Annotated in this window: 18 protein-coding genes; 1 reads left to right on the top strand and 17 read right to left on the bottom strand. The window is 46.4% G+C overall.

What is annotated here, in order from left to right; translation table 11 throughout:
• Nucleotides 1-26: 26 nt before the first annotated feature.
• The 12 genes from AB4Z17_RS17855 to AB4Z17_RS17800 form a co-directional block, all read right to left on the bottom strand.
• Nucleotides 27-434: an Asp23/Gls24 family envelope stress response protein gene (locus AB4Z17_RS17855; RefSeq protein ID WP_076266953.1), complete on the bottom strand. Its 408-nt coding sequence runs from the start codon at nt 432-434 to the stop codon at nt 27-29.
• 136 nt (nt 435-570) lie between these two features.
• Nucleotides 571-1,926 (bottom strand): acetyl-CoA carboxylase biotin carboxylase subunit, encoded by a 1,356-nt coding sequence (gene accC / locus AB4Z17_RS17850; RefSeq protein ID WP_441910403.1) that lies wholly within the window; start codon nt 1,924-1,926, stop codon nt 571-573.
• A 53-nt stretch (nt 1,927-1,979) separates the two neighbouring features.
• The gene (gene accB, locus AB4Z17_RS17845) at nt 1,980-2,471 is read right to left on the bottom strand and encodes an acetyl-CoA carboxylase biotin carboxyl carrier protein (protein WP_441886165.1); all 492 of its coding nucleotides are present in this window, start codon (nt 2,469-2,471) and stop codon (nt 1,980-1,982) included.
• Nucleotides 2,472-2,702: 231 nt separating this feature from the next.
• Entirely contained in the window at nt 2,703-3,335 is a 633-nt protein-coding gene (locus AB4Z17_RS17840) for a SpoIIIAH-like family protein (RefSeq protein ID WP_441961168.1), read from the bottom strand.
• 32 nt (nt 3,336-3,367) lie between these two features.
• Nucleotides 3,368-4,000, bottom strand: coding sequence for a stage III sporulation protein AG (gene spoIIIAG, locus AB4Z17_RS17835; protein WP_076266949.1), 633 nt, complete (start codon nt 3,998-4,000; stop codon nt 3,368-3,370).
• A 32-nt stretch (nt 4,001-4,032) separates the two neighbouring features.
• Nucleotides 4,033-4,788, bottom strand: coding sequence for a stage III sporulation protein AF (spoIIIAF, locus tag AB4Z17_RS17830; protein WP_441961166.1), 756 nt, complete (start codon nt 4,786-4,788; stop codon nt 4,033-4,035).
• A gap of 17 nt (nt 4,789-4,805) precedes the next feature.
• Nucleotides 4,806-6,050 carry a stage III sporulation protein AE gene (spoIIIAE, locus tag AB4Z17_RS17825; RefSeq protein WP_441910507.1) on the bottom strand — a complete coding sequence of 415 codons (1,245 nt, stop codon included), beginning with the start codon at nt 6,048-6,050 and terminating at the stop codon, nt 4,806-4,808.
• Nucleotides 6,051-6,058: 8 nt separating this feature from the next.
• Nucleotides 6,059-6,454 (bottom strand): stage III sporulation protein AD, encoded by a 396-nt coding sequence (spoIIIAD, locus tag AB4Z17_RS17820; RefSeq protein ID WP_054024281.1) that lies wholly within the window; start codon nt 6,452-6,454, stop codon nt 6,059-6,061.
• A gap of 39 nt (nt 6,455-6,493) precedes the next feature.
• Complete coding sequence (gene spoIIIAC / locus AB4Z17_RS17815) at nt 6,494-6,697, bottom strand: stage III sporulation protein AC (RefSeq protein ID WP_054024280.1); 204 nt, start codon at nt 6,695-6,697, stop codon at nt 6,494-6,496.
• A 15-nt stretch (nt 6,698-6,712) separates the two neighbouring features.
• Entirely contained in the window at nt 6,713-7,231 is a 519-nt protein-coding gene (gene spoIIIAB, locus AB4Z17_RS17810) for a stage III sporulation protein SpoIIIAB (RefSeq protein WP_076266947.1), read from the bottom strand.
• Nucleotides 7,228-8,277, bottom strand: coding sequence for a stage III sporulation protein AA (gene spoIIIAA / locus AB4Z17_RS17805; RefSeq protein WP_441961164.1), 1,050 nt, complete (start codon nt 8,275-8,277; stop codon nt 7,228-7,230). The genes spoIIIAB and spoIIIAA overlap by 4 nt, the downstream gene beginning before the upstream one ends.
• A gap of 102 nt (nt 8,278-8,379) precedes the next feature.
• The gene (locus tag AB4Z17_RS17800; protein WP_076266945.1) at nt 8,380-8,646 is read right to left on the bottom strand and encodes a YqhV family protein; all 267 of its coding nucleotides are present in this window, start codon (nt 8,644-8,646) and stop codon (nt 8,380-8,382) included.
• Between the two features lie 136 nt (nt 8,647-8,782).
• On the opposite strand from AB4Z17_RS17800, the gene AB4Z17_RS17795 reads away from it, so the two are divergent.
• Complete coding sequence (locus AB4Z17_RS17795; protein ID WP_441961163.1) at nt 8,783-9,496, top strand: 2-phosphosulfolactate phosphatase; 714 nt, start codon at nt 8,783-8,785, stop codon at nt 9,494-9,496.
• Between the two features lie 73 nt (nt 9,497-9,569).
• On the opposite strand, the gene AB4Z17_RS17790 is transcribed toward AB4Z17_RS17795, so the two are convergent.
• The 5 genes from AB4Z17_RS17790 to AB4Z17_RS17770 all read right to left on the bottom strand — a co-directional run bounded on the left by AB4Z17_RS17790 (nt 9,570) and on the right by AB4Z17_RS17770 (nt 13,776).
• Nucleotides 9,570-10,823, bottom strand: coding sequence for an aspartate kinase (locus tag AB4Z17_RS17790; RefSeq protein ID WP_076266943.1), 1,254 nt, complete (start codon nt 10,821-10,823; stop codon nt 9,570-9,572).
• Nucleotides 10,824-11,051: 228 nt separating this feature from the next.
• Nucleotides 11,052-11,609, bottom strand: coding sequence for an elongation factor P (gene efp / locus AB4Z17_RS17785; RefSeq protein WP_076266942.1), 558 nt, complete (start codon nt 11,607-11,609; stop codon nt 11,052-11,054).
• A gap of 28 nt (nt 11,610-11,637) precedes the next feature.
• Nucleotides 11,638-12,711 (bottom strand): M24 family metallopeptidase, encoded by a 1,074-nt coding sequence (locus AB4Z17_RS17780; RefSeq protein ID WP_076266941.1) that lies wholly within the window; start codon nt 12,709-12,711, stop codon nt 11,638-11,640.
• Nucleotides 12,712-12,736: 25 nt separating this feature from the next.
• On the bottom strand, nt 12,737-13,177 hold the full coding sequence (aroQ, locus tag AB4Z17_RS17775; protein ID WP_076266940.1) for a type II 3-dehydroquinate dehydratase: 441 nt from the start codon (nt 13,175-13,177) through the stop codon (nt 12,737-12,739).
• Between the two features lie 92 nt (nt 13,178-13,269).
• Nucleotides 13,270-13,776: a YqhR family membrane protein gene (locus AB4Z17_RS17770; RefSeq protein WP_441961160.1), complete on the bottom strand. Its 507-nt coding sequence runs from the start codon at nt 13,774-13,776 to the stop codon at nt 13,270-13,272.
• Between the last annotated feature and the right edge of the window lie 279 nt (nt 13,777-14,055).

Here is a 14,055-nt window from a genome sequence, read left to right as displayed (position 1 = left end):
ACGGGATTTAATTAAAACATCTTTATTTATTTAACTCGGTGCAGCACTTCTTCTTCTTCTGGTTTATCAGGCGTCTTGAAATGTACATCGTGAATATGTACGTTCACTTCAACAACGTGGAGTCCCGTCATCATCTCGATAGAACGTTTCACATTACGTTGAATTTCCGAAGCGATCTCCGGAATACGGTTGCCGTACTCAACGATAATGGATACATCTACCGCAGCTTCGCGCTGACCCACTTCAACTTTAACACCTTTGGATAAATTTTTGCGTCCAAGAAGCTCTACGATGCCTCCTGCAAATCCGCCGCTCATTCCAGCGACTCCATCCACTTCAATCGTAGCTAATCCAGCGATAACTTCGATGACTTCAGGTGCAATTTGAATCGTGCCAATGTCCGTTTTCTCATACTCCGCAGCTATCGTACTCATGATGGCTGTACACCTCCTTAAAGTTGCGCGTACTCGGCGTCAAGGCCAAGCAATAAACCGCATCTTGTTAATATACTATAACATTCGGTAAGAAATATGACAAACGATACTACTTGTTCACATCTTTGTCGTATCTTCATTCAGGAGCGTTAATATCGTGCTCCTCAAGAAACTTAATGTCGAAGTTTCCGCTTACGAATTTCGGGTGATTCAGCAGCTTCAAATGGAAAGGAATGGTTGTCCGAATGCCGTCAATAGCGAATTCAGACAATGCCCGTTTCATTCTTGCAATGGCTTCTTCGCGGGTTGAGCCCCAAACGATAAGCTTAGCAATCATCGAATCGTAATGCGGTGAAATCGTATAGCCAGGGTAAACTGCACTATCCACACGTACACCCGCGCCGCCGGGCGGCAAGTAAAAGGGAATCAGTCCAGGAGAAGGCATAAAATTCCTTTCGGAATCCTCTGCGTTAATCCGGCACTCGATGGACCAGCCAGTAATTTTCAAATCACTTTGTGAGAACGAAAGTGGATTGCCCTCTGCTACAGAAATCATTTCTTTAATTAAATCCACGTTAGTGATCATCTCCGTTACGGGATGCTCAACTTGGATACGCGTATTCATTTCCATAAAGTAGAACTTCTCATCAGGGCCAAGTAGAAACTCTAATGTTCCTGCGCCTGAGTAATTTACAGCTAAAGCTGCGCGAACAGCTGCTTGTCCCATCTTATCCCGTAGTTCAGGAGTAAGAACAGAACAAGGCGCCTCTTCGACGAGCTTCTGGCGTCTGCGCTGCACAGAGCAATCACGTTCGAACAAATGAACAGCATTGCCATGCTTGTCAGCCATAATTTGAATTTCAACGTGCTTCATGCCCGTCAAATATTTTTCCAGATAAACGCCCGCATTTCCGAAAGCCTTTTGAGCTTCCTGTTGTGCAGTCGTAATTTGCGCTACTAGCGTTGTCTCGTCATCCGCTATTCGGATGCCTTTGCCTCCGCCGCCCGCTGTTGCTTTAATAATAACGGGGTAGCCGATATCGCGAGCGACACGGATAGCTTCATCCATATTCTCAACAAGACCGTCAGAACCCGGAATGATTGGCACATCAGCCGTTCTCATCGTCAGTTTAGCAACCGCTTTGTCGCCCATTTTATTAATGGCTTCCGGCGATGGCCCGATGAAGGTGATATTGCATGATTCGCATATTTCAGCAAAGTCAGCGTTTTCAGCTAGAAAACCATAACCTGGATGGATAGCATCACACTCGGTTATTGTAGCTACGCTCATAATATTCGTTAAGTTTAAATAGCTGTCTTTAGATGCCGTGGGCCCGATACAATAGGCTTCATCGGCTAACCGTACATGAAGCGAATCACGATCCGCTTCGGAATAAACGGCAACAGTGCTAATACCTAATTCGCGGCAAGCGCGAATGATACGTACAGCAATCTCACCGCGGTTTGCAATTAATATTTTGTGAAATTTCACGTAGGAACCCCTTTCAAACGACAGTTTCCCTGTTCGGACGTCAACTCACTACATTATTCAGGCTTTACAAGGAATAGTGGCTGGCCGTACTCAACGAGCTGACCATTAGAAACCAAAATTTCTACGATTTCGCCTTTAACTTCTGCTTCAAGTTCATTCATCAGCTTCATAGCTTCCAATATACATACGACGCTCTTATCATTTACGCGATCGCCTACTTTTACGAAAGCTCCCGCTTCCGGAGTAGGAGAACTATAGAACGTTCCTACCATTGGAGATACGATTTGGTGCAAATGATCCGTTGAAGGACGAGCTGGCGCCGTTTCTTGTACGGCTTGAGTCTGCGCTGCTGGAGCGGCTGGCTGAGCTTGTAATGGTGCAGGCGCGTATGTATGCGTAATTGGGGCCGCTTGCACATTCACCACTTCTGTTTTGCCAGGCTTGCGGATGAGCAGGCGAGTCCCTTCGTTTTCAATTTCCAGCTCATGAACGGAAGTTTGATCAACCAATTTGATCAACTCTTTGATCTCGCTCAATTTGAACATGAATATTTTCACTCCTTAAATTTGCGATAGCAAGATTGCTTCCATAGCTTGTACACCTAAATGGTGTCCATGCCATTATAACCAATTCTTTCACATAACGTTTAACATTATATCATAAACAAGCCTGAACACGAATCATTTTTTGTTTATTCGAGCATGACAGCCAAAAAAAAGGTCTTGCCCCCTCCAGCTAATATGCCGAAGGGACAAGGCCTTTTCTTGATGGTAGAGCTATTGAGGCTGCTTAACCGATACATATTGTACGGATACTTGATCAGCATCGACATCAAGCGTGCTCATGACCAGCTTAATAATGTCTGCTGCTTGCTTTTTCTCAAGCTTATCGCTTGAAACCACTACATTGTATTTATCGCTTTGCTCGTCGATAACTACATTTTCGTATTGCTTCAGCAGCTCTGCTTCAATGCCTGTGAGCTTCGTGTGCTTCTCCTCCAGCATGTCAAGCTCAGCTATTGCAGCAGATGCTTCCTCCGGTTTTTTTAGTGTATCATTAACTGCTGCCATCACCCGATTATCAATTTCGTTGTATTTCATTTCCCGTTTGGCTAACAATTCACTAAATAGGCCGCCTGCTGCTAATCCTTGCGCATCAATCTGTTTCAAAGTTTCTTTATCAGCTTCGCTCAAAACCGCTCCATCAACTGGCTTCTCCACCTCGTTTACAACGATACCATTGCCGCTTGTTGCAGCTTCTGTCGCATTTTGCGCCGCTTGCTCTGTTTGCGAGCCATCCGTCAACACATCAGGCGTTTCCACATCTTGCGTGAATAAATAATACGCTGATAATACCACCATTAAACTGAGCATTGATACAAGCCATACCGTTTGTCTTTTCGTGTTCATTAGAACACCCTCCCCATCATTTCAATTTGGTTTTATTGTTTGCTTGGTACAACAGAAATTCGATTAACCGGTACGTTGATGCCCTTCTCCACCGCATTGGTAATGAGACGTCTGACTGTTACGTTTTCAGCACCTTTGGCAACTATGAGAATACCGCGTATGCGCGGGTTAATCGTTTTGGTAATAATTGGCTTTTGGTCTCCAGACACTTCGTACAGTACGACCTGTCCGTCTTTTGTGATTGATGTAATGTGCCGCTTGCCGCCGTTCGGATCATTCTCATCCGTAATTTGCTGCGATTCTTGTGTATTTCGTTCTAGGATGCTTTCTTCGGTAGAATCGAGAGTTACAAGTACATCAACCGTTCCAACACCTACAATTTTCTCTAATATTTCCTTCAGCCTTACTTCTAAGGAATTTTCGAGAGTGGCGAACACTGAACTTCCTGAGGTAACCGAATTGCCCCAAGCTGCCTCCGATTGAGGCGGCGGATTAGGTTCTTGCACAGAGGGCTCAACTCCTTTATAGGGTAAAAATGAATTTAGAATCATTAGTGCTGCTCCAATCCCCCCAATGATTAGTAAAATTCGCAGTGTCCGCACTCGCTTTGGACCGCCAGGACCGCCGCCAACCGCTGATTCTATGCCATCAAGCCATTTGGCCACCGCGCCTTACCCCCTCTCCATCTTTGAACCTCTCACTTCGCCTTTTGTTGATCCGCTGGTTGTCTTACGATGATTTGATCCTCAGCAAGCCCCCACCCCTTCGAAATCAAGCTGCTTATTGCAGCTGAAGTCGCTGGATCAGCTCTTGACCAATTCCCTTCCGTCTTTTCCGTTTCCGTAGATGCTTCCAGAGCAGCTTGATCATCTACACCGCTTGGAACTGTGCTTCCACCTTCAATAGGCGCTATTTCAACATCTACAACAACGGGCTGTACTGCTTCCACGGAAGCCTCTTCTTTAAACGAGCTTTTTTTGTTATCTGCTGCTTTGAGTGTCACGGTTACTTCACTAATATAGGGTGTTGCTTTGCCGGAAACGGTAGTCCATTTCAATACGGCATCAACCTCTGCTATAGGTGCTTTTGTCCGCTCGACGAGCTCATTTCGAATGGAAGCTTCCAATGTTCGTTCCGTTAATTTTGCAGCCTCCAGGCTGCGCTTATCGCTCATCGCCTGAGCATCTCGTTTAATTTGGTTTAATCCGCTCATTTGCGATTCAACCTTCATGGCAGATTTGCTCCAATTGTCCATTCCTTCATCCAGCTTGGCTCCAATGTCGCTTTGTATAAGTTTCAATATGGGTGAGAGTATCGTCAGAAGGATGAACAAGCCGACTACTAGCCGAGCGTAGCGCTGCATTGCTTTGTTCGGGAGCAGAAGCTCGACGAACACTGCCAGAAGAATGACTGCAATAATATCTCTCAGCCAGTCGCTTAACCAAGCAATCACACCTCTCGTCCCCTTCCTTACCTGACCATCATCGCCGCATTGCCTGCAGTCAAAATGATCGTAACCGCAAGAAAAAACATAAGACTGACAGCAGCCAAAGCCGCAAATACGTAAATCATCGTCTTGCCGATCGTCTCTAGGCAGGTGACGATCGGTGATTCTCCCAGCGGCTGCATGACAGCAGCAGCAATGTTATAAATGAGCGCTAGCGTCAAAATTTTGATTGCAGGAAATGCGCTGATGAAGAGCAGAATAATGACACCTGCTAAGCCAATTGCATTTTTCGCAAGCATGGAAGCAGAGATGACTGTATCCGCCGCATCGGAAAACATTCTCCCTACAACAGGGACGAAATTCCCTGTTACGAACTTAGCCGTTCGCAGTGTAACGCCATCTGTAACAGCTCCTGTCGCCCCTTGTACGGAGATGACTCCTAGAAAAACCGTCAGCAGCACTCCCATAACGCCTACCCCAATGTTTCGCAGCAGATTAGCAAGTTGGGTAACCTTGAATTTTTCTGATAAAGCACTTGCTATATGAAGCACGGCCGAAAAGAACAATAATGGAAACACTAGCGTGTAAATGAGTGTTCCTACGGCATGAATCATGAAAATAATCAATGGATGTAAAACCGATACAGTGACTACGTTGCCCATTGAAGCAAGCAGCGTTAGCAGCAGCGGGACCATCGCAAGCATAAATTGAATCATGCTTTCAATTGCTCCTTTTGCATAACCCATTGCGACATGGAAACTGTTTACCGCGATAATGATAAGCACCATGTACGTAATCGAGTAGGCTACCTTGCTGACCGCGTTTCGTTCAAAAGCATTTTGCAGCGTTTCGAGCACCATACTGAACACCGTCAGCATTACTATTGTCACAAGGAGCTTGCCATTATAGAGCACCTCATGCCACAAATACTTCAGCAGGCCGCTCAGCATATCCGTTAGCTTTAGGCCATCACCTCCTGGAAGAATCATCTCCATGAAACTTGGAATATGCTGCTCTGGGAAAAAACCGCCATACTCGCTTCGGAGATTGTTCCAGTAAGACTCAACAGCACCCGTTTCCAATCCGCCAATTTGCTGGGTTGTCAGCTCTTTTGCAAGCTCATCCGCGTTAGCTTGATTATCCAAAACCGGCGCTGCGCTCTCGCCGCTAATGGCATAGGTAACTGTCGGAGCGATTGATAAAATGATCATGGATACAAAGATGAACAGCAACAGCTTGGCCCGTTCACGTGCAGGAGTCAGCTTCATCATTCGCTTCAACCCCCATCCGGAAGCAGCCCGATTACTGTCTCGACAATGACGCTGATAATAGGGACTGCCATAACAAGAATAAACACTTTGCCGGCAAATTCAATTTTTGAGGCAATTCCTTCTTGCCCTGCATCTCTGACGATCTGTGCTCCAAACTCAGCAATATATGCGATTCCGATTATTTTCAAGATCGTCTTCAAGTAAATGGAAGGGATACCTGATCGATTAGCCAGATCCTCAAGCACGGAAATGACAATTTCGATTTTGCCGATCAAATACAGGAATATAAACAATCCCGTAAACGCGGCGAGCAAAAAGGAGAACATCGGTTTTTGCTCTCGAACGACAATAATGAGTACCGAAGCCATCAGACCAAGACCAACGATTTGAATCATTTCCATTTGGCTCACCTGCTTGCAATCACTTCTAAATGATGAAGTCTACTGGAACAAAAAAATCGATTTAATTTCTTGGAATAATTCATTAAGCATTCGAACAACCATAAACAAAACGACAACAAATCCGATTAGCGTTACCCAGTGCGCCATATCTTCTTTTCCCATTTGCTTCAGCACCGAATGTATCATTGCGATAACAATTCCGATTCCAGCAATTTGGAAAATGGCGCTCACATCCATATTCATCAATGCGGCACCCCACTACACCATCAAAATGACGACCAGAACGGCGATCAAAATTCCGAGACTTTTCCACATTTTCTCGTAACGCCCCTGATCGTCTCTCGCAGCGTCCTCCTCAGCCTTCAGCTGCAATAACGCAAGATGTATATGCTTCATTTGATCTTCCTTATCGCTTATACCAAGCGTCGTTCCTAAACGTATAAGTACGGCTTGTTCGTTTTTTCGCATCGATGTTGCATCCCATTGCGACTTTATCGCTTGCTCCCAGCTATCGCTGAAGGTAAAGCTTTCGGTTTCCCAAACCCCGTTTGCTGCCTTGCGAAAAATGGTTGCTAACGGCTCCGGAGTTGCAGAAGCTGTCCTCTCCAGTGCTTCTGGCAATGGAGTATGACCATAACCGATTTCTGTCTCCAGCCTTTGCAGTGCATGTGCCAGCTGTCTTAGCTGCCTTGGACGTTCGGCGAATTTCGCTGCTTGCTGGAAGCCTATCATCGTGCCTGCAAACAGGACCAAAACCGCACCTAACAGCTTTATCACGGGTCACCAGCTCGGAATCGACCAGAAAATGAAGGTGCAGTATCCGCAAGCTGCCGATTAGGCGGCTTTGGCTCGCGTGCAAGAGCTCGTTCAGCGACTGCCTCAGCAGGAACGACGCGGTGCATGATACCTTGATCTGTGCGCTTCAGCTCCACCACGTAGGTGAACGCTCCTTCTTCCAGCAGCTTCAGCAGCACCGGCCTGCCTCTAGCATCCTGCAAATCGTAGGCGTGCGCGGTTGCGACTACACTAATTCCCGCGTGGCTTGCTTCTCGGATGGCTTCCGCATCCTCAGGCCGTCCAATCTCATCAATAATCATGACCTCTGGCGACATTGAGCGAAGCAGCATCATCATGCCTTCTGCCTTCGGACAAGCGTCCATAACATCGGTTCTAGGTCCAACATCAAATGTTGGAATACCGCGAACACAGGCTGCAATCTCTGAACGCTCATCTACAATCCCTACCTTTCGGCCCTGCCATCCGCTTGCTTCTAGGCTTGGCCATAACCCATAGCTGACTGATCTCGCAATGTCTCGTACGAGTGTTGTTTTACCTTGCTGCGGCGGAGCTAGAATGAGAGTGGAATGCAGCGTTTTTCTCGTCCGATCGATTAGTTTGGGCAGGAGAAGCGCACTCGCTCCGATCACTTCTCTAGCAACTCGAATATTGAATGCGCCAATATCGCGAATACCCCTCACAACGCCGCTGTCGAGTATCGTCCTGCCCGCTAGTCCAATGCGATGTCCGCCTGAAACCGTTATAAATCCCCTTCTCAGTTCCTCCTCCATCGCATACAAGGAATAGTTGGTAATGCGTTCGAGCAGCTTGCGACATGTGTCTGCCGAAGGCTTGTATGCTCCGTCGGCAGCCTGACGCAGCGTCCCGTCAATCATCATAAATCGAGACTGTCCGCGGAACCCTATTTCTAGCGGTCGTCCCTCTCGAATCCGAATTTCCTCCAGCTGCTCCTGCATTTGTTCAGGAAGGCGCTCCAGCAGCGTCTTCAGCTCCAAAGGCAATAAATGTGATACGCGTGCCAGCATATGATTATCACTCCCGGATGTTTGTCCTTCGTAGTTCCTATTTGTATGCTTGTATTGCGAAAATATGTCTGCCCCATTCCATAAATGCTAGAGTTGAATCTATTATTTTTTCAAAATACCGATCATCAAGCAAATGACGCCCGCTCCTACCCAAAGAAACTTGCCTGGCGACAGCTTATCAGACATCCCGACGAGCCCCACCGTTGTTGTAGCTATTAGAATAAGCGGGCCTACTAAAGCAAGTGATGAGTTTACTACTAGCGCCTTGTCAATTTGGTTTAAACGAAGCATGAGCAGTGCAGCGCAAATCTCAATTGTTCCAGACGTCAGCCGCAGTGAAGCCATCGTTAATACAATTTTATTTAGCATGAATGGATAACCTCCCTTCAATGAAACGACTATTCCTTAATCATATGCTGGCTTGTCTGTCTTTCATGCCGGGCACAGGCACGTTGTTAGGCGCATATCATAAAGAATTGAGTTTGAGAAAGGCGGAGAAACAACGATGCAAGTGCAGGTTATATCCAGTGTGAACGAAGCGAGCTCGGCAAGATTTCATCATAAAACGGCAATTATTATTGATGTTTTGCGAGCTACAAGCACAATCGTTACCGCTATTGCTGCAGGAGCTTCATGCATCATTCCTGCTGAGACGGTAATGGAAGCGCGAGCACTTCAGCGACCGGGAGATTTGCTTGGAGGAGAACGCTTTTGCCGGAAGATCGCGGGTTTTGATATTGGCAATTCGCCAGAGGAATACACCGAGTCGGCCGTCGCTGGCAAGCGAATTATTTTGACGACTACGAACGGAACAAGGGCAATCCATAAATCAATGAGGGCGGATCATGTGTTGACTGCATCGCTTCTAAATGCGGAGGCTTGCGCTCGCGCAGCGATCGAGCTGCGGAGAGATGTCGTTATTTTGTGCGCGGGGAGTCACGATGAATTTGCTATTGAGGATGGCTTGTGTGCCGGCCTTGTACTTGATAGACTTCAAGGCTTAAGCCACTTCGCTATAGAGATGGATGACTTTGGCTGTGCGATGCTCGCTTTGTACCGAAATCGCTCCACTCAAGTGAAAGAAACGATCATGAACGGAATGACCGGAAAAAAACTGATAAAGCTAGGAATGAAAAAAGACATAGAGGCATGCTCCGCTATMGATATCTATCAAGAAGTACCTAGACTGAACGGTGATCAATTAACGAGGAATGGATGAAATTCCAAGTTAATAAAAACATGAAAAAGCGTGCTCCCTAACGAGGAAGCACGCTTTTATTATTTCTATTAGATTAACGGCGATCCTGAGGGCCGCCTACAAATGCCTGCTCTGCTGTATCAAGACCATACGCAGTATGAAGCGCGCGTACAACTTCGCTGAGCGGCTCTGCATTAATAACGCAAGAACATTTAATTTCAGAAGTGCTTACCATCTTAATGCTTACACCTAGTGAAGATATGGTTGCGAACATTTTCGCTGCTACGCCTGGATTGCTGACCATGCCAGCACCTACGATCGATATTTTAACAAGATCGGATTCCGATGTCGTTTCACGGAAAGGAACAGTGCCGCGAATTCCCTCGATAACGGAGATCGCTTTATCTTTATCATCGCCTGAAAGCGTGAAGGAGAAATCGGCTTTGCCGTCCTGAACACCGCTTTGTACGATAATGTCCACATCGATGCCGTTGTTTGCTAATGCGCCGAACACATTTGCAAGCACGCCAGGAACATCCTCAACTCCCATAATGCTGATTCTTGCTACATTTTTGTCAAACGCGATGCCGCGAACGACCACGCCTTGCTCCATGACCGCTTCCTCCTTCACACTTGTACCTTCGTTTTGAGTAAAGCTTGAACGCACAACTAGCTTTACATTGTTATGCTTAGCGTATTCCACCGCACGCGGATGCAATACAGCAGCGCCTAAATTAGCTAGCTCTAGCATCTCGTCATAAGAGATTTCATTTAGCTTGCGCGCATTTTTGACTACGCGAGGATCCGTTGAGTAAATTCCGTCAACATCGGTATAAATCTCGCAAACGTCTGCGTTCATCGCAGCTGCCATTGCAACTGCAGTCGTGTCAGAACCGCCGCGGCCGAGTGTTGTAATTTCTCCCTCTTCCGTCATCCCCTGAAAACCTGCAATAATAGCTACATTACCCTCTTCAAGCGCTTTGAACACGCGCTCTGGATGGATATTCGTCATCTTCGCCTTACCATGCACCGCTTCTGTACGAATGCCTGCTTGCCAACCCGTGAAGGAAACGGCCTTTGCACCAAGCTGATGTACGGTCATCGATAACAAGGCTATCGAAATTTGCTCTCCAACTGTTAAAAGCATATCCATTTCCCGCGCCGGCGGATTTGGATTTAGCTGTTTCGACTGATCGATTAAATCGTCTGTCGTATCTCCCATGGCAGAAACAACAACAACGATATCGTTGCCTTCTTGCTGCCTCTCAATAATACGTTTTGCTACACGCTGCATCCGCTCCGGCGTTCCAACGGAGCTGCCGCCAAACTTCATCACGATTAACGACAAAGCCGATTCACTCCTAAACCTGACATATACATACAAGTCAATATTATATCACATTGCGCTTACCTATGGGTATATTCTCTTACAAAAAAACCGTCCGAAATCCTTCGGACGGTTTTAAATATAAGAATTTATAAGCTAGCACACTTATAAACAGCTTATATTTCTCCGCGAAACGAAAGCTAAGCCTCCAAGGATGGCTTTAGCCGTTTACACTAGTCAAGCTGCTTACTAAGCGCGCGAGATGTATTTGCCTTCACGAGTATCGATCAGCAAAACATCGCCTTCGTTAATGAACAGTGGAACTTGAACGTTAAGGCCAGTTTCAACCTTAGCTGTTTTTGTTGCGCCTTGCGCTGTGTTGCCCTTCACGCCCGGCTCTGTTTCAATAACTTTCAGCTCTACGCTGTTTTGCATTTGAATACCAAGGATTTCACCTTGATAGCTCGAAATGTTAACGTTCATGTTTTCTTTCAGGAAGTTAAGCTCCCACTCAAGCTGTTTCTTGTCCAAGTTAAATTGGTCAAAAGTCTCGTTATCCATGAAGGTATACTCCGAACCGGAGTTATACAAATATTGCACTTCACGGTTTTCGATGATCGCGCGGCCAATGCTCTCGCCTGCACGGAACGTTTTCTCAACAACGTTGCCGTTGCGAAGGTTTTTCAGCTTAGATCGCACGAATGCAGCGCCTTTACCAGGTTTTACGTGCTGAAAGTCTAGAACTGTAAAAATATCGGAGTCTACTTGCACGGTCAAGCCTGTTTTAAAATCGTTTACTGAAATCATTGCTGATTCCCTCCTGAATGAATAGTCCTTAACCCAGAGTGATTAAATCCTTCGGGGATGAGGTTAATATTTTAATACCGGTTTCCGTAATAACGATGTCATCCTCAATGCGTACGCCGCCGAAGCCTGGTACGTAAATGCCGGGTTCTACCGTAACCGTCATGCCGGGGGTTAAAATCGTTTCACTGAATTTGGACAACCTAGGGGCCTCATGAATTTCCATGCCTAGACCGTGTCCGGTACCATGTCCAAATAGATCGCCATAACCGTATTTCGTAATAATGTCGCGAGTTAACGCATCCGCTTCACGACCGGTCATGCCTGGCTTAATATGCTCAAGTGCATGCAACTGCGCTTCAAGCACGATATTGTAAATCTCGAGATGCTTAGCTGTCGGAGTGCCGACCACGACTGTGCGTGTCAAATCGGAGCAATAACCGTTGTAATAAGCGCCGAAATCAAGCTTTACAAACTCATTATTCCCAATAATGCGATCGCTAGCTACTCCATGCGGCAACGCAGAGCGCTCGCCTGAGGCTACGATCGTATCGAAGGAAGAAGAAGTCGCGCCATGGCTGCGCATATAAACTTCCATTTCAAGTGCGATATCCGTTTCACGAACTCCTGGGCGAATGAGCTTCAAAATGTGATTGAAGGTGCTGTCCGCAAGATCGGCAGCTTCCTGCATAATTTGAAGTTCTGCCTCGTCCTTAATGTAGCGAAGCTGTTCCACTAATCCTGAGGCAGGCTCAAGCGTGATACCGTCTAATGTTTTCGACCAAGCTGTAAATTCACTGTATACGACATGGTCTTGTTCAAAAGCCAGCTTCGACAGCTTATGTTGCCTTAGCAGCTCAAGCACATCCGCAAGCGGGTTCGAACCATGCTCAACAATTTGAAAATTGACCGCCTGCTGCGGCGCTTGTGTGCGGTAGCGGAAATCCGTCAGCAAATAGCTTTCGCTTAGCGTAATCAACACCATGCCTGACGAACCAGTGAATCCGCTTATGTAGCGACGGTTATACTCGCTTCCAATCAGTATCGCTTCAAAGCGATGTTCTTCCATCAGCTGCCGAAGTCGTTTTACTCTATCGTTTGCCATAACCGCTTCACCCTCTCTTAACTTATTACTGTTTGTTCAAGTGACGCACGAGCGCAGTTAGACCAAGCTCATAGCTGTCAGACCCGAAGCCGGCAATTTGACCGACTGCAATCGCAGCAACGACGGACGTATGACGAAACGCTTCCCTCTTGTGAATGTTCGACATATGCACCTCGATAATCGGCAAATCAACGGTGCTAAGCGCATCGCGAAGCGCGTAGCTGTAATGGGTCCAAGCACCAGGATTGATGACAATGCCGTCTGCTTTACCGTACGCACTATGTATTCGATCAATCATATCGCCCTCATGATTCGTTTGGAAAAATTCAACGGAGACGCCAAGCGCCTCAGCTTTATCCTTCAAGAGCGATTCGATGTCTGCAAGTGTTTCTGTCCCGTATACGCTAGGCTCACGAATGCCGAGCATATTTAAGTTCGGTCCGTTTAAAACAACAATTTTGTGCATGAATGCACCTCCCAAGCAACCGAATCCATCATAGGTTCAAAGATCATTAGCCATTTTACCACAAATGTCTGCCGCTTGAGAAGTAGAACTCGCTACTGAGCTTTCGCAGGCTCCCTCGATGCTTCATCCGTGAACTCAAAAGCAATCGAATAACCAATGAATACGCCCCATAGAAGAAAGACACACAGCTCTGTGTAAAGCGTATTCCAGCCCGCTTTCGTGATGCCTGGCATAACGCCGAGCAGCGGTCCCACCGCAATAAACAAAATCGCCCACCAAACCAAACCGTATATGATACCCGGCCAAGGTCCTCGCAGCTTCCCAAGTATAACTTTATATAGAAAGGCAGCCACAATTGAAAAAATAATAAACGCACCAATACTTACAACTTCTCCCCATCCCGTTTTTAGAAAAGAAGCTTTAAAAAATGGATCTGCCACAAATCCGGGAAGCACCTTCGTAAAATTCATCTCAAAGAACATCCAGCGTACAACGCCCCATATTAAACCAGCAAAAAAACCGATTTTGATTGCGTAAAGCCACGGGTTTGTTACATGATCCTGTTTATCATATTGGTTTCGATGTTTATTGTTAGCCATTACGCTAAGCCTCCACTCTTATTTCCATAGTTGTCCGATTTAGTATGTGAAATAATAGCGATGGATAACCATACTTTACCGTCAACTTGCCTATCCCTTCCTTTATGTACGCTGACGTTGGCAATTGACTGATAGATCAAGTACAATAGACATACAAAGATAAGGTACATTCGTCGCAACAGCTAAGACGATATTCCAATCAAGGAAGGTGACAAGCACTTGCCGCAAGACTCCCGAAGCATATATGGCGGACAAGCGGTTATTGAAGGCGTTATGTGT

Source organism: Paenibacillus sp. TAF43_2, assembly GCF_052113545.1.
Lineage (GTDB): Bacteria > Bacillota > Bacilli > Paenibacillales > Paenibacillaceae > Pristimantibacillus.
This window is presented reverse-complemented; position numbering and strand designations above follow the sequence as displayed.

What these genes read in the sequence shown, in the direction of transcription:
- spoIIIAD (WP_054024281.1), bottom strand. Translation starts at nt 6,454, where the DNA reads ATGGAAATGATTCAAATCGTTGGTCTTGGTCTGATGGCTTCGGTACTC.
- AB4Z17_RS17780 (WP_076266941.1), bottom strand. Translation starts at nt 12,711, where the DNA reads ATGGCAAACGATAGAGTAAAACGACTTCGGCAGCTGATGGAAGAACAT.
- AB4Z17_RS17800 (WP_076266945.1), bottom strand. Translation starts at nt 8,646, where the DNA reads ATGCTAAATAAAATTGTATTAACGATGGCTTCACTGCGGCTGACGTCT.
- efp (WP_076266942.1), bottom strand. Translation starts at nt 11,609, where the DNA reads ATGATTTCAGTAAACGATTTTAAAACAGGCTTGACCGTGCAAGTAGAC.
- AB4Z17_RS17840 (WP_441961168.1), bottom strand. Translation starts at nt 3,335, where the DNA reads ATGAACACGAAAAGACAAACGGTATGGCTTGTATCAATGCTCAGTTTA.
- spoIIIAC (WP_054024280.1), bottom strand. Translation starts at nt 6,697, where the DNA reads ATGAATATGGATGTGAGCGCCATTTTCCAAATTGCTGGAATCGGAATT.
- AB4Z17_RS17855 (WP_076266953.1), bottom strand. Translation starts at nt 434, where the DNA reads ATGAGTACGATAGCTGCGGAGTATGAGAAAACGGACATTGGCACGATT.
- spoIIIAA (WP_441961164.1), bottom strand. Translation starts at nt 8,277, where the DNA reads ATGCTGGCACGCGTATCACATTTATTGCCTTTGGAGCTGAAGACGCTG.
- aroQ (WP_076266940.1), bottom strand. Translation starts at nt 13,177, where the DNA reads ATGCACAAAATTGTTGTTTTAAACGGACCGAACTTAAATATGCTCGGC.
- accB (WP_441886165.1), bottom strand. Translation starts at nt 2,471, where the DNA reads ATGTTCAAATTGAGCGAGATCAAAGAGTTGATCAAATTGGTTGATCAA.
- spoIIIAE (WP_441910507.1), bottom strand. Translation starts at nt 6,050, where the DNA reads ATGAAGCTGACTCCTGCACGTGAACGGGCCAAGCTGTTGCTGTTCATC.
- AB4Z17_RS17770 (WP_441961160.1), bottom strand. Translation starts at nt 13,776, where the DNA reads ATGGCTAACAATAAACATCGAAACCAATATGATAAACAGGATCATGTA.